Here is an 18230-nt window from a genome sequence, read left to right on the forward strand (position 1 = left end):
CGTGATAGATTTATTTTTTCAATAGCTCAATATATCGATAGAGCTCTTTAATTTCGGCTCGTAAGCCATATACACTTTCGTCTCGTGCCAATGTTTCTTTACGCGCCAATTCCGCGGCCTCTTCCAAGAGCTTCTTCGTGTCCGCCCAATGTCGTTCTTGTTGCTGATAGAACTGAAGCTCCTCCATCAAACGCTTCTGATCTTCCTGAAGGGCAAGATTCCATTCCACTTGTTCTTGCTCACTTTTTTTAAAATGGGCAATAATGGAATCACGAGCCTGCACATCCTGCTTCAACACAGAGATATAGCGATCCTTTTCAGCAAGAATATTGTTCGAGCTCAACGGAAAAAGAACATCTCGTTCGATGGGCGGCAACTCATCATCCGAACAAATCGCAATGAAAAAAGACGAGTCTTCTTTCTGATAGGCATCGTCCAAATACACGACTTCCGCTAGCTCGTTTCCGTCCCTCACGCAGATCCCCTGCATGAAATCTTGTGTGAAAATCCGCACATAAGAAAAATGACGCTGCAACAATTCCACATATTCATCAAGGTAATATTCCCTTACATGATATGGATTTTCATATCCTTCTATTGCATCAGAATACATTTTTTTGTTCGGGGTGGAAATGATGAGTTTTCCTTTTTCTTTTAACAATGGCTTGATTGAAGCCAGGAAGCCATCCGTATCCTGGATATGTTCAATCACTTCAAAAGATACAACCGCGTCGAACTTAATATCCAATTCAAGGTTAGAACAATCTTGCGTTTCAAACCTCAGATTAGAGGAGGCATATCTTTTAGTGGCATATTCAACAGCCTCGCTGGAAATATCCACACCAAGAACTTGAAGTTGGTTCAGGCTGAGTTCATACGTTCCATACCCGGTTCCACATCCTGCATCCAAAACACTAGACCCTGGGGCAAGAAGTCGAGCTGCGAACTTGTACCTGCTGATGTGTTCATGGAATAAGTCTGCCGAAACTTCTCCTTCGATGACTCTTTCACCTGTAAACTCCATTCTCATCCCTCCAATCTGGTTTGAATCGCAACCGGGACTCTCATCATCCCATAAACCGTTTCTTTGTTGATTACTTCAAAGATATACGCATTGTCAATCCAATCACACATATCATGTTTCACTAGATCTCCATTGGCAATTGCGGGGGAAATCGTATAATTTCCTTTAAGGAGTTTAGGAACAGATAATTCAAAAAGAACCGTCTGTACGCTTTCTACGGCTCCTAGGGGCAATTTTATTTTTTCAAGCAACGTATTTGTTGTCGTAATGTCGTTTCCCAATCGGTCTCGCAATACAAATCCGATAATAGGATTTTTCAGTTCCTCGTTATATCGAACGGAGACTTTTACCTTCAAGATGCCGGTGTCATAAATCGTCTTTTCGTTTTCTTTATCTTCAACAATTAAAGTTGTCCCAATGATCTCGGCCGCTTTGGATCCAAAGCGGTTATCTCCCGTTGGATAATTTACAATCGGCGACAATTCATCCTGGGAAGCTTCATCCAGATCATCCGCGAGGCCTTCTTCCAATCCATCTAACGAATTCGTGTACACGATTTTCATGTACTGATTCACGATATCATCGGGTTCTCCCGCAGCTATAATTTGCCCATGCTGCATCAAAATCGCGTGATCACACAAGCTTTTTACCGCTGAAGTGTCATGCGAGACAAATAATATGGTCTTTCCAGCTTTTTGGAGTTGCCTGAGCTTGTTCATGCAACGCTGTTGAAAGGCCACGTCTCCGACAGCTAGCGCTTCATCGATGATAATAATATCGGGGTTTACGTTAATGGCTGTGGCAAAAGCCAGCCTGACAAACATGCCGCTGGAATACGTTTTGACAGGCTGATCAATAAACTCTCCTATGCCTGAAAAAGCCACGATAGCGTCAAATCGCTCCTCCGTCTCCTCGGTAGACAACCCAAGAATAGAAGCATTGAGGAATACATTCTCTCTTCCCGTAAACTCCGGATTGAAACCGGCCCCAAGCTCCAGCAGGGCCGATATTTTCCCCTCTATTTCCACTTCTCCACTCGTGGGATGTATGATTCCAGCAATTACTTGAAGAAGGGTACTTTTACCTGATCCATTGGGACCAAGAATCCCGACAGTCTGTCCTGGCTCGATGACCAGGTCGATCTCTTTTAAAGCCATAAAGCCCGCTTGCTCATTTTGAGCCAAAAAAAATTCTTTGAACCTTTTCGACGGATTTTCATAGGAAAGAAATCGTTTATTAAGCCCTCTTAATCTGATCATCAACAAACACCTTCTTACCGTTCTGAATTATAATACATCGGAAAAACCGATTTTTAATTTACGGAAAACATGAAACCCGATCATATACAGCACAATCGAACCGATATAAAATCCGCCTAAGAACAAGAAATTCAAATCGGAATGCCAAAAGAAAGCCGATCTCATCAAGTCCACAATTGAAGCCAACGGATTATATGTAAATAGGAATCGGAATTCTTCCGGTACCATGTCTGCGTTGTACATAATCGGAGTCGCATACATCCACAGCAACATGATCAGGCCGACCATTTGCGCAAGGTCCCTGAAGTATACGCCCATGGAAGCCACAATCATGGCCAGTCCGCTTACTCCTAAAAAAAGTGGAGGAACGAACAAGATAAACGACAGCATTTCCAGGTGTAGCCCCATTCCAAATACAATTGTACCGCCTAGTAGTAAAAGCACACCGATACTCATGTTGATAAAAGCGATGATTACGCTAACGATGGGCAGAATTTCTAGCGGGAATGCAATCTTTTTTACGAAATTCACTTTCGAAACGATATCTCTTACGGAAATCGTTAAGCTCTCATTAATAAAAAACCAAGGGAGTAAGCCGCAGTAAAGCCATAAGGCAAAATTGGAGCTCATATCACCTGAAGAAGAGCCAATTTTGGTTTTGAAAATGAACCCGAAAACAAACGAATATACCGCCAGTAATGCAAGCTGATTGACGATAATCCATACCCTACCTAAAACAGAACCTTTATATCTACCTTCCAGCTCTCTTCGGGTTAAATTCAAAATTAGCGCCCGATTCCGATATAGCAAAGCAAAAGGCTGTGTAAATAAATTCAAAATCACCACTCCATCGAGGTTCAATTCACGGAAATATATTCAAATATTCTATCAATGCGCCAGAAAAAATCTCCCTTATCTTGTTCTAGACATATAGCTTTGTCAGAACGGCCTTTTCCGATTAAAATAAAAGGAAAGTTTGAATCAGCCCAAAAAGGAGTTTACCATGAATCGACAACCTTCACCACCCAAGTACATCAAAAAGGAAGAATCTGACGTCTCCTTGCTAAAATGGTCAGCAATTGTCATGGCAGCTATCTTCTTCCTGATGTATACGTTCAAAGCCGGCCTATTCAATGGCTACGATTTCAACTTTGAAAAGAAGCTGATCGGCGCCTCAATTTACTCCCTCTGCTTTGTACTCCTCATGTCCGTGCATCTGTTCAAGGTCTGGGCCATGAACAGCTGGAAAGCTATCCTTTCCATCGCCATCTGGCTCCTCCCCCTCAGCTTCGCGATTTCGTCCATCGGAGCCGCCTCCGACAATACGGCCAACATCATAATGATGGTCAGCTGCCTGCTCGCTTCCTTTTTTGTCTTCGGTCTCTATTATAACGATAACCGCTTTACGAGAGTTGCGCTCGAGACCATTCTGATCCTGACCAGCTACGTGCTCGTCTGGTTCGGCATCCTCAATCTGTTTGGCCAATACTGGTACCCGGACGCGCTCTGGTTCCAGCTCGGTACTTATCGGATGACCTCCGTCTTTCAATATCCGAATACTTACGCCGCCTTGCTGATCGCCATCTTGCTGGCGGCAGCCTATTATACGACTCATGCCAAAAAACGCATCTGGATCGGAATCCATGCGTTCATGCTCGTTCCGGTATTCGTGTCGTTCATGCTGACCTACTCGCGCGCCGCTCTGGTCATCATCCCTGCCGCCGTTCTGCTGACGTTGCCATTCCTGAAGGTCAGCAAGCAGCTCATCTATATCCTGCATCTGTTCATCACGGTCGCCGTCTCTTTTGCGGTACTGAGCCTCGTCGAGACAAAAGCCTTCTCCATCGCCCAGAAAGTTCTCCGCTTCAACGAGGCTGGATCTCAAATTCCGCCGGAAAAACTGATGCCGCTCTTCAGCTCGGAAGCTTTATCCGGCTGGGGCATCCTCCTCGGAGCCTCCCTTGCCGCCATGCTTCTCGTTTTTGCCGTCAACCGTTGGCTGGATCCTGCGCTAGAGCGCGGTCTTGGATCATTCTCCAAGCGCAAGGTTTCTTATCTTGCCGCCCCGGCCGCGATGATCGTTCTTGCCGTTATCGGGGCAGCCCTGGTTCTTTCCAGCTCCGCTGTACGCGACCTGCTTCCATCCAATCTGGGCAACCGTCTTGAAAATATCAGCTTCAAGCAGCATAGCGTGCTCGAACGGGCGACTTTTTACAATAACGGTCTGGACATTGCTGCAGACTACCCGCTGTTCGGAGCAGGGGGCGGCGGCTGGAAAGCCCTCTATCAACAGTATCAATCTAATCCGTATACCAGCAACCAAGCTCACAGCTATCCGGTTCAATTGCTCGTCGAAACCGGTTGGATCGGCCTGCTTCTCCACATCGCCGTCTTCGCCCTAGCCTATTTCCTTTTTGTCCGCAATTGGATCCGTCATCCCGAAAAGCGGGGCAGTCAGCTCGTCTACTACATCTTCTCGATCTCCATACTGCTTCATAGCTTCTTCGACTTCGACATGAGCTATATTTCAATCGCGGCCATCGTTTTCTTCTCGCTCGGCAGCATGATTGGCGTGTACGACAAGGAACTGGCACTACCGAAGCTTACCCTAAAAAAGCCGGCTTTGAATCGGCTTTATCCATCCGTTCTCGCGGCCTTGATCGTTCTAGTCGGCGTATTCGCCTATCGTTCCTATGCCTCATATGTTCAATTTGACAAGGCTCGTGCTCTGGCTCAGCAACAAGCTTCTATCGATCAGATTTTCCCGGCATTGGACAAAGCGATTTCGCTGTCTCCGTCCAATTCCCAGTACTATCTGGTAAAAGCAGATTGGCTGACGCAAGTCTATCAACAGACGCAAAATGCCGACTATTTAGACCAAGCTAAAAAAATTCTTCAGAAAGCGCAACTTCATGACCCCTACGAACGTCAAATCATACAGGCTGAATACGACAACCGCTTAATGAGCGGAAATGCGAAAGAAGCCGTCGCCATTATCGAGGACGGACTGTCAAAGTTCCCCTGGGATATTACGCTCTACGAAATGGGAATTAAGCAGTACGCCGACATCGGCTTGAAAGAGCATGGAGAGGAAAATCCAGGATACGAGCAAAGCTGGAACCGAGCCTCCGAGCTTTATCAAGAAATCATCTCTCGCATGGACAAGCTCAAGGACCTTCCAAAAGAGCAGCTGCAGGGCCGTCGATTCGACATTTCTACAACCGTCCGCCAAGCAATGGGACAGATTGATTTCCATTCCGGACGCTATGCAGAAGCCGTTTCTATTCTTCAGCCATCTATTGGAGATGCTCTTGTTCCAGCCAATGAGTCTCAAGAAGCCCAGGCTGCAGCCGCTACCTCGCGTTCTGCTGTCCGTTATTACATTGCCTCCTTAGAGAAGCTCGGACAGAAAGATGACGCTCTCAAGCAAAGGTTGATTCAAGGCGATTCAAACGAGGAAAAGCTGGTTAATCAGCTTATAGCGTCTTGATTTAGACACCCGTCGACAGGATACTACCGATTACCCGATAGATTTACAAAACTACCACAAAGACCCTTTTCTTTCTCGGGATTCTTGCTTATAATAGCTTCTATGTTTGCAAGATCCTGAGAAAGAGTTTTGATTAAGAAGCAACAAGGAGGGAAACGAGTTGCATAGCTTTGCTTACAGCGGTCTGCAAACGCAGAATCGCACGATATCTTACTGCCTTAATAATTCCCAATTATTTTCTTGAAAGGAGGTGAAATGAAAATATGAAAAAGCTTGTAACGAAAAAGACTGCGGCTTTGCTCGTCTTCATGATGATGGTATCTGCTCTGTCTCCGATTCTTCTCTTCGCTGCTTCCGGCATTGATGGAAAAACGAAGTTCGTTACGGAATCGACTTATTACGACGGTAGCGGTACAATCGCTGGAAACGTGTATGTTGCCAAAGCGGTGTACGACGAGGAGCCTGTAACTTCCGGCGTCTACGCAACAGATAGCGTGTATAAGAATCGTGTCACGATTAACGTTTATGAGGCTGGTAAGGTCGCACCTCGCCTGACTGTGGATGCTACATACAGCCGCACATCTAATCTTGACGGATACTATGCATACGGCTATAGCTTTAACAACGTATCGACTTCGACCTACAGCTTCCCGTTGAAACTGCAATACACCTACGGTACGGATACGATTACGACCTTCGTGTATGAGCCAAGCAACAACGGTGGTGGCGGAAATCTCCCATGGTTCCCTGGCGTGCCAGGAACGGGCGGTGACATCGTAGGTGCAGACGGCAAAGTCAACCGCGATCTGTTGATCGCAGCTCTGAAAGCAGACGAAAACGCCCGTATCAAAACGACTACGGACACGGTTTATCTGCCTGCAGACGCACTGCTGAACGGCAAGACGCTGACCATCTTCAACGATGCCGGCGTATCCATCACGCTTCCACTTGCTGCGCTGAAACTGGCTGATCTGGCGAAATCCCTCGGGGTCGAGCTGAAGGATCTGGTCATCCGCGTAGAAATGAAGAAGCTGACGGGCGATGCGGCGAAAGCCGTCAACGATGCCGTGAAAGCAGTCGGAGCTACGCAGCTGGCTGACGCTTACGACTTCAAAGTTGTAGCTGTCGGCGGTGGCAAAGAGCTTCCGATCGAGAAGTTCGGACAACTCGTACAACGTACGATTCCTCTGACTTCGGCCGCTACTTCCAACGCAGCAGGCGTCCTGTTCAACCCGACCGCGAAAGAGCTGAGCTTCGTGCCTAGCACGTTCGCCAAGGTAGACGACAAGACGATCGCTACGCTGAAGCGTGACGGTTCCTCCATCTACACGGTGATCCAAGGCAAGACGGCTCGCTTCAACGACGCGCTGCCGTTCTGGTCCAAGAACGCAATCGAATCCCTCTCCGAGAAGCTGATCGTAGAAGGCACGGGCAAAAACCTGTTCGAGCCTAAACGCGGCATCACGCGTGCGGAATTCGCAGCGCTTGTCACCCGTTCGCTAGGAGTACAGCCTGTAACGTCGACGACCTACAAGTTCAACGACGTCGTCTCCACCAAATGGTATGCCGGTACGGTAGCTGCTGCTGCTGAAATCGGTCTGGTCATCGGTGATGACAAAGGCAACTTCAACCCGAACGCGCCAATCACTCGTAAAGAGGTCGCTGCTATCGTCGTTCGCGCGACGGAGTATGCCGGAAAATCCATCAAGCTGTCGGATGCTAATGCAAACGCAGCCCTGGCTGGATTCAAGGATACGGCAATCCTCGGATGGGCAAAAGCTGAAGTCGCCGCTGCAGTAAAAGCCGGCATCGTGAATGGCCAATCCTCGACCACCATCGCAGGAAACGCCTTTGCGAACCGCGCCGAAGCCGCAACGATGATCGCACGCTATCTGCCGATCGCTGGCCTCTCGAACTAATCCTTCCTTATGCCAGCAAAAAGCGGCCCTCCGGGGCCGCTTTTTCATGTTCCGAGTACGCTTAAAGATCGGTAAAGCGCGGACCGCTTTCTCCACGGAACCAAAAAACCGCCCGATTCCCCTGCCTGCTCACGTAGGGGGATCGGGCGGTTTCTATTCATAATAGGGCTGATCCAGAAGGAGTTCCCGGGAACCAGACTGGAATCTTCTCCTGAAACTCTCTGGACAATCAGGCTTGGCCCGGATGAAACGAGCTCTTCAGCGAAACGACACGGTTGAAGACAGGGCGCTCCGGAGCGGTCAGCTTCGGATCGACGCTGTAGTAGCCGTGGCGGAAAAATTGGAACTTGTCTCCGGCTGCCGCTCCCTTCATGCCAGGCTCAACGAACCCTTCCAGCACCTGCAACGAATCGGGATTGATACACTCCAGGAACGTCTTGTCGCTCTCTTCCGCTTCATTCGTGATGAGCGGCTCGAAGTGACGGAATTCCGCTGAAACGGCATGCGAGGCTTCGACCCAGTGGAGCGTGCCTTTGACCTTGCGTCCGGTGAAGCCGGTGCCGCTCTTGGTCTCCGGATCGTAGGTGCACCGCAGCTCGACGACTTCGCCGGCCTCATCCTTCACGATTTCCTCGCACTTGATGAAGTAGGCATGCTTGAGCCGGACTTCATTGCCGGGGAACAGGCGGAAGTATTTGGCCGGCGGATTTTCCATAAAGTCGTCCTGCTCGATGTAAAGCTCCCGAGAGAACGGAATCTGGCGCGTGCCCATCTCTTCGTTCTCGTTGTTGTTCTCCGCTTCGAGCCATTCGACTTGCCCCTCGGGGTAGTTCGTGATGACCACCTTGAGCGGCCGGACCACAGCCATCGTGCGCGGCGCCTTAAGCTTGAGATCCTCGCGGATGAAATGCTCCAGCATCTGCTCGTCGACAATGCTGTAGGCGCGGGCAACGCCGATCTCTCGGCAGAAGGTGCGGATCGACTCCGGCGTGAAGCCCTTGCGGCGCAGCGCGCTGATTGTCGGCATGCGCGGATCGTCCCAGCCGTCGACGACGCCTTCATCGACGAGCTGCTTGAGCTTGCGCTTGCTCATGACCGTATTGGTCAGGTTGAGGCGGCCGAACTCGTATTGGCGCGGACGAGAATCCATCTCGCATTGCTCGATCGCCCAATCGTACAGCGGACGGTGATCCTCGAACTCCAGCGTGCAGATCGAGTGCGTGATGCCCTCGATCGCATCGCTGAGCGGATGGGCGAAGTCGTACATCGGGTAGATGCACCACGCATCCCCGGTCCGGTGGTGATGCGCATGGGAAATTCGGTACAGAACCGGGTCCCGCATCGTGATGTTCGGCGAGCCCATATCGATCTTGGCGCGCAGCACTCGAGCTCCGTTCGGGAATTCGCCGGCCCTCATGCGGCCGAACAGATCGAGATTCTCTTCGACACTGCGGTCGCGGTAAGGGCTGTTGCGCCCTGGCTGGGTCAGCGTGCCGCGCAGCTCCCGCATTTCTTCCGGAGTCGAGTCGTCGACATAGGCCAATCCTTTGCGGATGAGCAGCAGCGCCCTCTCGTAGAATTCCTCGAAGTAGTCGGACGCGAACCGAAGCTCCTCCCACTCGAAGCCGAGCCAACGAACGTCTTCCTGGATGGACTCGACATACTCCGTGTCTTCCTTGACCGGATTCGTATCGTCGAACCGCAGGTTCGTACGGCCCTTGAACTCGTCGGCGACCTCGAAGTTCAGGCAGATGGACTTGGCGTGTCCGATATGAAGGTAGCCGTTCGGCTCCGGCGGAAATCGGGTCGCGACCTGCTGCGTGCGGCCGCTCTCCACGTCGTCAGCGACGATTGCGCGTATGAAATTAGAAATCGGAGGATTTTTCGGATCCATGCGACCACCCAGCCTCTCTAAAAGATATATCCTACTATTGTACACAAAAAGCCCCCCTGATATAAGGGGGGCCAGCGGGCGCTGTCATGGCCGCCGATAGAGGCAAACGTTTCGATCTCTTGTCCGTCTACAGCAGCTTTTCAATGGCTGCGGCGATCTCCTGCGGCTGCACGTTCGGCTCGAAGCGGCCGGCAATAGAGCCGTCGCGTCCGATCAGGAATTTGGTGAAGTTCCATTTGACATCGTTGCTCCCCAGCTGCGCCGGACTGAACATGCCCGCGAAGCGCTGCCCGCTTGCCGAATCGTCGAAGCCTTGGAACGGAGCTTCCGTCGTCAGCTGCCGGAACAACGGATGCGCGTTCGCGCCATTGACGTCCGTCTTGGCGAACAGGGGGAAGCTGACGCCGTAATTCACCTTGCAGAAGCCCTCGATCTCTTCCGAAGACCCCGGCTCCTGAGCGGCGAATTGGTTGCTCGGAAAGCCGAGAACGACCAGGCCTTGATCCTTATAGGTTTCGTACAGCGCCTGCAGTCCCTCGTACTGCGGCGTCAAGCCGCACTTGCTGGCCGTATTGACGACCAGCAGCACCTTGCCTTCGTAGTCGGACAGCTGCGCCGGCTCTCCTCCGAGCGTCTCCAGCTTATGATTCGTGACGATCGCCATCTGAATCCTCCTCCTTGACCTGTTGATGAATCCGTCCATGAAGCGACTGCAAGCGAACCCTCAAGTCCTCCAGCTCCTGCAGATCGATGCCGGGCACGCAGCACAGCGCTCGTGGAATGTCCGCGGCCTGACGCTGCAAAGCCCGTCCCGCCTCGGTCAAGTACACCCGCAGCACCCTCTCGTCCGCTCCGTCCCGCACCCGATTCACGAGCCCGGCCGCCTCCAGCTTCTTGAGCAGCGGGGTGAGCGTTCCAGAGTCCAGATAAAGCCGGCTGCCCAAGCCTTTGACCGGCAGTCCGTCTCGTTCCCACAGCGCCAGCAGCGTCACATATTGGGTGTACGTAATGCCCAGCTCCTGCAGGATCGGGCGGTATAGCCTCGTCACCTCTTTGGAACAGGCGTAAAGGGCGAAGCAGAGCTGCAGGTCCAGCGGGAGGGCTTCTTCTCCACGATCGGGCCCTGATGGAAAAGGACCCTTGGCCTGATCCGCCGTGCCCGCTGAAGGAACGTCCCGCCGAGACGAACGTGAAGATGTCATGGGATGAAATCCCCCTCTATACATTGCATACAATCTAAACACGTTGGTATCAGCTTACCATTCCGCCTATTGAAAGTCAATCGAAGCCTTTACAGCTTATGGAAGATGCTGCTACAATAGCTCCTATTAGTAAACTCAATTCAATGTATATTTGGTTAACAAAAGAGGAGGCCCAACGATGCCGCATTCCCCCGTATCCGCTCCCGACCGCCCTTTCCTCTGGGAAACTCTTGCCGACCAAGCGCTTGCCGGTCACCCTCTTACACGGGAGGAGGCCCGGCTTGTCCTGGAATCGGACGAGCTGGAGCTGCTTCCGCTGCTCCAGGCCGCTTTCCGCGTCAGGCGCCATTTTTTCGGACGCAAGGTGAAGCTGAACCGCATCTTGAACGCAAAAAGCGGCCTTTGTCCGGAGGACTGCAGCTACTGCTCCCAGTCCATCGTCTCCACCGCCGACATCGCCAGCTACGCGATGCTTCGTCCTGAGGCGATGCTGGAAGCCGCCCGCAAAGCATATGCCCAAGGCGTCGGCACGTTCTGCATCGTCGCCTCCGGCCGTGGCCCGAGCCGCCGCGAGACGGCGCGGGTCGCCGAAGCGGTCCGCGCCATCCAGGCGGAACTGCCGCTCAAAATCTGCGCCTGTCTCGGCCAGCTGACGGCCGAGCAGGCGGTAGAGCTGCGAGAGGCGGGCGTGCAGCGGTACAACCATAATCTGAATACGAGCGCCGTGCATCACGATCAGATCGTATCGACGCACCGCTATGAGGACCGCCTGCAGACGCTTGATCGCGCCCGGGAGGCAGGGCTGTCCCCCTGCTCGGGAGTCATCGCCGGCCTGGGCGAGACGATCGACGACCGGATCGAGATGGCTTTCGCCCTGCGCGAGCTTGGCGCGGACTCGATTCCCGTCAATTTCCTCCATCCGGTCAAAGGAACGCCCTTGGGCGAGAGAGAGCGCGTCTCTCCGGCGGATGCGCTGCGTCTGCTGGCGCTGCTCCGCTTCGTCTGCCCGGACAAAGAAATCCGCGTCGCCGGAGGACGCGAGCTGACGCTCCGTTCGCTCCAGCCGCTGGCTCTGTACGCGGCCAACTCGATCTTCCTCGGCGACTACTTGACGACGGCCGGCCAAGAATGGAGCCGCGACCTGGACATGCTCGAGGATCTCGGCTTCGAGCCCGAGCGCATCGCGCCGGATGTCGAAGCCGCATGGCTCGCCCAAGGGAAGCCTTTGCCCGCTGTCCCGAGCGGCGATGTCCCGCGATGAAAAAAAACCGCGCCCCTCTGGCTATCCAGAGGAGCGCGGCAAAAAGTATAGGCCCAAGGCGGTCGGCGCCTCAAGCGGTCGGACCGGGCGCGGGCATGCGCAGCGTTCGGCTCGCCTTGGTGATCGAGGCATCCGGCTCGCCTTGGTGCTCGAGACGATGCCGCACCCAGCCCGGGCCTTTGCCCAAAAGCAAGCCCTGCCGTCAGGACAGCGCGGCTCCGCTGCGCTGCCGATGGAGCTGGCGGAACTTGTACGCCATCGCGAGCCTCCATGGCACGAGCATGCCGAACGCAAGGAGGAAGAACAGGGAAGCCGTCTGAAGCACCGATACGTACTGCTCGACGACGTCATGAAGCAGCAGGCGGATGCCCAGCAGGATGAGGATCAGGAAGAAAAACGCCTTGGATCGGCGCAGGTAGACGTCTTCTCCGACGAACTCCATCTTGGAGGTCAGGATGAGCGGGATGGAGAAAAGCAGCGCGCCTACGGCGAAAGCGCCGAGCGCCCATGCGAGCGGAATATGCGTCTCCGGCACGACGAACATGAGAAAACCGGTCGCCATGCCGAGGGGCGGAATGAGAATTTTGCGAAGCGTCGTCGGCTTGCGGGTGGAACGCACGCGCACGAGAATGACCGCCAGCCCTCCGAGCAGCGGAATGAGCAAGGACCATAGCGGCGAAATTTGGATCGACAGGTTCATACGTTTCGGCACTCCCCTTGGAGATTAAGCGCGTCTTAGGCTTGCGTCGCAGCCGCGCCTCTACAGCTGTCTCCATCGTACCCAAAATGCACCTCTCATGCAAATGGGCGCGCAGAAACCGCCGGTTCGGCAGCGGATGCTGCCGAACCGGCGGTCTCGGAAGATGGCTCCTAGGCGGAAGGGCGCCAAGGCGCGGCCAGAAAAGCATGCTCGCACGGCCGAATCGGAGGCAAACGTTCAGATAGCTTCCTTGGAGGAGGCATTGAACCGTCGGCCAGCATCGAAGCTCGTTCTCAGCGGGATGCTTGCTTGACGCGCTTCTCGATGCTTTTCAATGTCTCGCGGATGAAGGCCGGCTCGTCCTTGGGCGTGCGGGAGCTGACGAAGTTGCCTTCGACGACGACTTCCTGGTCGACGTAATTCGCGCCTGCATTGGCCAAGTCGTCGCGAAGCGGCGGGTAGCAAGTCAGCGTCCGTCCCTTGGCCAGTCCAGCGCTGATGAGCAGCTGCGGACCGTGGCAGATCGCCGCGATCGTCTTCTTCTCCTCGTCGAGCCGCTGGACGAACGACTGGATCGCGGGATCGTTGCGGAGCGCTTCCGGCGAGGAGCCGCCGGGGATGACCGCCGCGTCGAACTGCTCCGGCTTCGCGTCGGCAATGCCGAGCTCCGTCGTATAGCTCGCCTTGCCTTGCTTGCCCTCGAGCTTTTCACCGGCCTTGAGGCCGATAATCACCGTCTCGTGACCTTCCGCGCGGATCGCCTCATAGGGCGCCTGCATCTCGCTGTCCTCGAACTGGGGTCCGAGCAAAAACGCTACTTTTGCCATGATGATTCTCTCCTTTGCCTGAAGGGTCCTAAGATACAGGTATACTTACCCTTCCGCCCTGCGTCTGAACCGACGGAAGCCGGGCCCGTCACCTGCGGCACGATCCGATCGTGGACGGCTTTCGACAAAACGTTACCCTTCTGTAACCTTCTGACGGCCGAAGCAGTCTAGGATAAGAGTGGCGAAAGCAAGGGCAAACCACGGTTGGAGGAGGAATTCATCATGAACGATCGTACCCATAGAGGGCGGCATGTCCGGCGGCTGATGCTGGCCGTGGCCGGAGGGGTCCTGCTTGGCGGCTCGACGCTCGGCTCTCCCGCTCCGTTCGCCGCCGCCGCAGCCGCGACGCCGGCGCCGGCGGAGAACGCGGTCCATCCGGCCGTCGCCGTCAAGAAAATCGTCCGCAGCACGAAAGCCTACGAGGCGGCCCTGTCCATCCCTGTCGTGAGCGGCCTGAAGGACGCCAAGTACCAGCAGCGGCTCAACGGCATCCTGGAAAGCTCCGCGTTGCAGGAGCTGGAGACGGCGGCCAAGCAGGCGGAGGAGGATCTGGCCTCTTCGCTGAAAGAAAAGGTCCCTTTCCGCAAGCATGAAATCAAGCTGCAGTTCTCCGCCGCCCGCAGCGGGACGCTCGTAGGCGGCGGCTTCCTGTCCCTGAAGCTCAACACGTACCTCTACAGCGGAGGCGCCCACGGCATCAGCCGCATCGACACGTACAACATCGCGAACGGTCCGCAAGCCTCGCCCCTGACGCTCGAGACCCTTTATGGCGAAGCTTATGCCGAGCGGATCGACAAGGAGATCAAGCGCCAGATCCAGGCTCATCCCGAGCTGTACTTCGAAGACGGGTTCACGGGCGTGAAGGAGGACCAGCCGTTCTACATCTCGGGCGGCAAAATCCGGATCGTGTTCCAGCCCTACGAGATCGCTCCGTATGCGACCGGAGCGCCGGAGTTCCCGATCGCGCTGCCGGAAGCCGGCTCGGCTGAGCCGATGCTCGCCGTTCAAGTGCAGGGCCAGACGCTCGACGGCATCGGCGTAACCCAGAGCAAGGACGGCGTGGCGATGATACCGGTCCGCCAAGTCGCCGAAGCGCTCGGCTACAAGACGAAATGGACCGCCAAGACGAGCACGCTCGAGCTGAGCAAGGGAGACACGTGGACCGCCGTCTCCAAAGGTCTCGACAGCTATAGCGTGGACAAGTCGGCTCCCGTGCGGCTCGGGGCGGCCCCGGCCCTTGACGGCAAAGGCCGGCTGACCGTGCCGCTTGCGCTGTTCACCGAGCTGCTTCAGGCGACCGTATCCTACAGCGGTGACGTCGTGAACCTGGAAGCGCCGAAAACGTAAAGATCAGGCAGGGGGAGCAGCTGCGGCTAAGCCGCTTTCCCGGCTTCACGAGCTCAACAAACAGGGCAGTCTCCCGTCCATGAAAGGGACGGAAAGACTGCCCTGCTCTGCTTGCTCCGCATGCTTGCGTCAGCGATAGTTATGCGTCGTCTCGACCGTTCCGTCGGCGCGGTGGATGACTGCGATGCCGCCGCGGCCGGAGGCGTCCTCCTTCGCTTGGCGGACCGCCTCCTCCTTGGTTCCGTAGGCCTGGCCGTCCTCGGCGCCTTCGTCCTTGACGAGCCAGCCGCCCTCATGCGGCACGACATGCTGCGTGCCTCCGCCGGTGCCGGAGCCGCGCTTGCGGCCGCCTTCGCCGCCCGAGCTCTCCCCGTCGCCCATGTCCCGGCCGGGATGGTCCTCCGCCCATTTTTCGGCTTGAGCGGTCGCGATGGCGATGGCCCGGCCTTCCTCATAGCCGTCCTCCAGCAGCGCGTTGGCGATTTCCACCGCCTTGCCGCGCGTCCGCTCGTCCAGGTTCTTCATGGACGGCGGATAGTCGTTTTTCTTCCATGGCATGCGCATCTCCTCCTTGGCACAGGCATCGCTCCGATCGGGCGGGTCAGAGCAGCGTCACGTCTCTTCCAGCGCGGGGCTCCTCGTCATCGACATGTTCGGTGCGCAGCGCTCCGGCTCCGGCCAAGATGCGGAGCGCGTCGCGGGCATCGCCCGGCGCCGCTTCGACGAAGACGAGGATGCGTCCGTCCTGCACCTCTTTCTCGTACCGCTTGGCGTCGCTCTCGGCGAAGCCCAACCCGACGAGCCCGCCGACGATGCCGAGCGTGCTCGCGCCGATGGCCGCCCCGCCGAGCGCGGCGACGATCGGACCCGCGGCGAGGATCGGCCCAATGCCCGGGATGGCGAGCGCGCCGAGGCCGGCCAGCAGGCCGACCGTGCCGCCGGCGAGGCCGCCGGTCGTCACGCCCGCGGCGATGCCCTCCGGCGCCATCGTTCCGGACTCGTCCAGCACGCCGTCGTACCTCTCCCGATCCCGCGTCAGCACGGACAGCTCGTCCCGGCTGAAGCCCGCTTGCTGCAGCTCGCGGAGCGCCTGCTCCGCCTGAGCGTCCCGTTCATATACCCCTACATATCGAATCGCCATGAAAAAACGCCTCCTTGTCGGGTCTCTTGGTAGAGACTTACCCCGACAGGCGGCGTCGCAATCGTTTTTAGACTTCTTCCAATAGACTCCGGCAAGCCGAGCACGACTCTCCGTAGCGCTGCCTCAACAGCTCCAGCTCCGACTCGTAGCCGCCGGCTCCGTACTTGGCCTTCTGCTCCAGCTCCAGAGCCAGCTTGGCCACGGCGGCGAAGCCGATGCTGAGCGAGGCCGACTTGACGTTGTGCGCCAGCCGCTCCATAAGGCCGTGCTGCTGCGCAGCGGAAGCCTCCAGCATCTGATGCAGCTTGGCCGGCGCGTCCTGCTCGTAGAGCGCGAGCAGATGCTCCAGCATGGAGCGGTCGTCCGCGCTCCACGGCCGCGGAGCGATGTCCTCGAGCGTCGCGACATGAATCAGCGGCTCCGCCTCCACCTCCTCCCCGCCCGCCCCAGGCTGCCGCAGCTCGCGGTGCCCCTGGGCGTCGGGCAGCCATTCCAGCAGCGCGGCGGCCAGCTTGTCGAGCGTGACCGGCTTCGTCAGGAAAGCGTCCATGCCGGCCTCGAACGCCTTGCTGCGCTCGCCAGCGAGCGCGCCGGCGGTCAGCGCGACGATCGGGACGCGGGGCATGCCCTGCCGCAACTCCTCCTCGCGGATAGCCTTCGCGGACTCCAAGCCGCCCATGACCGGCATCTGGTTGTCCATCAGGATGAGGCTCGGCTCATGCTTGCGCCACAGCTCGATCGCCTCCGCGCCGTTCGCCGCCACGACGACCGCCTCGAACCCGAGGTTGCGCAGCTGAAGGGAGGCGACATGCTGGTTGACGGGATTGTCCTCGGCCAGCAAGATGACGGAACGGGCGTCCTTGGCCAAGAGCCGGCTGCGCGCCGCCGAGCGTCCGCTGTCCGCGGACGGCGCCGGGGCGTCGGCCTGCTCCAGCTCGAGCTCGATGCCGAACACCGAGCCTTCGCCGAGCTTGCTTTCGACCGTGATCTGTCCGCCCATCAGCTCCACGAGATGCTTGGTGATGGAGAGACCCAGCCCCGTGCTGCTGAAGCGCTGGGTGAGGGAGCTGTCCACCTGGTAAAAGGGCGTGAACAGCTGAGCGGTGTCGGCTTCGGATATCCCGATCCCGGTATCCCGCACCTCGAGCCGCAGCCGCTGCCGGCCGCCGCTGCGCGACAGCAGGAACAGGCGCGTCTCCACCTCGCCGTCCTGCGTGAACTTGACCGCGTTGCCGACGAGATTGATGAGGATCTGGCGGAATCGCCCGCCGTCCCCGATCACTTCCGGATGGATGCGCGGATCGATATAGGTCTGCAGCGTCGTCCGCTGCAGCTGCGCCCGGGACTGCAGCAGTCCCAGCGTATGGCGGACGGCCGAGCGCAGGTCGAACTCCGAGCGCTCGAGGCGCATCTCGCCGGCTTCGATCTTGGACAGGTCGAGGATGTCGTTGATGATCGTCAGCAGCAGCTGGCCCGAATCGAGGATGATCGAGACCGAGTCGCGCTGCTGCTCGCTGAGCTCGGACTGAGCCAGCAGCTCGCTCATGGCGATGATGCCGTTCATCGGCGACCGGATCTCGTGGCTCATCGTCGCGAGGAACACGCTTTTGGAGCGGTTCGCCTGCTCGGCGCTCTCCTTGGCGAGCTTCAGCTCGATGTTCGTCTTGGCGAGCTGCCGCTGCACCGACACGAGCTCGTTGTTGAGCGCGGAGAACTCGTCGAAGGCGCGCAGCTCCTGCTCCATCTTCTCCACGACCTGGGCGGACAGCTTCTTGATCGTCTGCCGCAGCGTCACCATCTGCTGGTTGTTGATCTTGGTCAGCTCGTCGTAGAAATAAGAGTAGCCCGGATGATAGGTCGCGCCGACGACGAGCAGGCGGTCGTCCACGATGCCGCCGTTGAAATAGAACAGCTCCGTGCGCCCATCGAGCGTCAGGTTCAGCTCCCAGTTGTAGACGGCCTTCTCCCGCTCCAGCCGGAGCAGGAAGTCCCGGAACTTGATCCGGTTCAGCTCGTCCATCAAGGAAAAGACGCTGCTTCCCCCATCCAGATGGGGGGTCAGGCCGAAGTCGTCCCGAATGATCTGCGCGATCTCTCCGCTGCGCTTGCAGAGCAGGGAGACGACCCGATGATCCTGCGGCGGAGCCGCATGGTTGCCTTGCATGC

15 protein-coding genes are annotated in these 18230 nt (G+C 56.5%); 4 read left to right on the plus strand and 11 right to left on the minus strand.

Annotated features, from left to right (window positions below):
• Positions 1-10: 10 nt before the first annotated feature.
• Genes HGI30_RS21665 through HGI30_RS21675 form a run of 3 tightly spaced genes read right to left on the minus strand, consistent with a single transcriptional unit; the run spans position 11 to position 3120 of the window.
• Positions 11-1024, minus strand: coding sequence for a class I SAM-dependent methyltransferase (locus HGI30_RS21665; RefSeq protein WP_168909403.1), 1014 nt, complete (start codon positions 1022-1024; stop codon positions 11-13).
• A 2-nt stretch (positions 1025-1026) separates the two neighbouring features.
• Positions 1027-2283, minus strand: a complete 1257-nt coding sequence (locus HGI30_RS21670; RefSeq protein ID WP_168909404.1) for an ABC transporter ATP-binding protein — start codon at positions 2281-2283, stop codon at positions 1027-1029.
• 27 nt (positions 2284-2310) lie between these two features.
• The gene (locus HGI30_RS21675; RefSeq protein ID WP_168909405.1) at positions 2311-3120 is read right to left on the minus strand and encodes an ABC transporter permease; all 810 of its coding nucleotides are present in this window, start codon (positions 3118-3120) and stop codon (positions 2311-2313) included.
• A gap of 166 nt (positions 3121-3286) precedes the next feature.
• On the opposite strand from HGI30_RS21675, the gene HGI30_RS21680 reads away from it, so the two are divergent.
• A complete protein-coding gene (locus HGI30_RS21680; protein ID WP_168909406.1) occupies positions 3287-5773 on the plus strand; it encodes an O-antigen ligase family protein in 2487 nt (828 codons plus the stop codon).
• 263 nt (positions 5774-6036) lie between these two features.
• Positions 6037-7692 (plus strand): S-layer homology domain-containing protein, encoded by a 1656-nt coding sequence (locus HGI30_RS21685; RefSeq protein WP_168909407.1) that lies wholly within the window; start codon positions 6037-6039, stop codon positions 7690-7692.
• 229 nt (positions 7693-7921) lie between these two features.
• Here the strand turns inward: HGI30_RS21685 and HGI30_RS21690 are convergent, their stop codons facing one another.
• The 3 genes from HGI30_RS21690 to HGI30_RS21700 form a co-directional block, all read right to left on the minus strand.
• Positions 7922-9586, minus strand: a complete 1665-nt coding sequence (locus HGI30_RS21690) for a glutamine--tRNA ligase/YqeY domain fusion protein (RefSeq protein ID WP_168909408.1) — start codon at positions 9584-9586, stop codon at positions 7922-7924.
• Between the two features lie 127 nt (positions 9587-9713).
• Positions 9714-10250 carry a glutathione peroxidase gene (locus HGI30_RS21695; RefSeq protein WP_168909409.1) on the minus strand — a complete coding sequence of 179 codons (537 nt, stop codon included), beginning with the start codon at positions 10248-10250 and terminating at the stop codon, positions 9714-9716.
• Complete coding sequence (locus tag HGI30_RS21700) at positions 10228-10788, minus strand: MarR family winged helix-turn-helix transcriptional regulator (protein ID WP_168909410.1); 561 nt, start codon at positions 10786-10788, stop codon at positions 10228-10230. The genes HGI30_RS21695 and HGI30_RS21700 overlap by 23 nt, the downstream gene beginning before the upstream one ends.
• Before the next feature lie 178 nt (positions 10789-10966).
• Here HGI30_RS21700 and bioB point away from each other — a divergent pair, with 178 nt between their 5' ends.
• Complete coding sequence (bioB, locus tag HGI30_RS21705; RefSeq protein WP_168909411.1) at positions 10967-12049, plus strand: biotin synthase BioB; 1083 nt, start codon at positions 10967-10969, stop codon at positions 12047-12049.
• A 202-nt stretch (positions 12050-12251) separates the two neighbouring features.
• Here the strand turns inward: bioB and HGI30_RS21710 are convergent, their stop codons facing one another.
• Positions 12252-12749: a CcdC family protein gene (locus tag HGI30_RS21710; protein ID WP_168909412.1), complete on the minus strand. Its 498-nt coding sequence runs from the start codon at positions 12747-12749 to the stop codon at positions 12252-12254.
• Between the two features lie 293 nt (positions 12750-13042).
• The gene (locus HGI30_RS21715) at positions 13043-13576 is read right to left on the minus strand and encodes a type 1 glutamine amidotransferase domain-containing protein (protein ID WP_168909413.1); all 534 of its coding nucleotides are present in this window, start codon (positions 13574-13576) and stop codon (positions 13043-13045) included.
• A 222-nt stretch (positions 13577-13798) separates the two neighbouring features.
• On the opposite strand from HGI30_RS21715, the gene HGI30_RS21720 reads away from it, so the two are divergent.
• Entirely contained in the window at positions 13799-14923 is a 1125-nt protein-coding gene (locus tag HGI30_RS21720; protein ID WP_168909414.1) for a stalk domain-containing protein, read from the plus strand.
• 129 nt (positions 14924-15052) lie between these two features.
• Here the strand turns inward: HGI30_RS21720 and HGI30_RS21725 are convergent, their stop codons facing one another.
• The 3 genes from HGI30_RS21725 to HGI30_RS21735 form a co-directional block, all read right to left on the minus strand.
• On the minus strand, positions 15053-15481 hold the full coding sequence (locus HGI30_RS21725; protein ID WP_168909415.1) for a DUF2188 domain-containing protein: 429 nt from the start codon (positions 15479-15481) through the stop codon (positions 15053-15055).
• A 43-nt stretch (positions 15482-15524) separates the two neighbouring features.
• The gene (locus tag HGI30_RS21730; RefSeq protein ID WP_168909416.1) at positions 15525-16064 is read right to left on the minus strand and encodes a general stress protein; all 540 of its coding nucleotides are present in this window, start codon (positions 16062-16064) and stop codon (positions 15525-15527) included.
• A 67-nt stretch (positions 16065-16131) separates the two neighbouring features.
• Positions 16132-18228 carry an ATP-binding protein gene (locus tag HGI30_RS21735; protein WP_168909417.1) on the minus strand — a complete coding sequence of 699 codons (2097 nt, stop codon included), beginning with the start codon at positions 18226-18228 and terminating at the stop codon, positions 16132-16134.
• Between the last annotated feature and the right edge of the window lie 2 nt (positions 18229-18230).

The sequence above is a fragment of the Paenibacillus albicereus genome, assembly GCF_012676905.1.
Lineage (GTDB): Bacteria > Bacillota > Bacilli > Paenibacillales > Paenibacillaceae > Paenibacillus_O > Paenibacillus_O albicereus.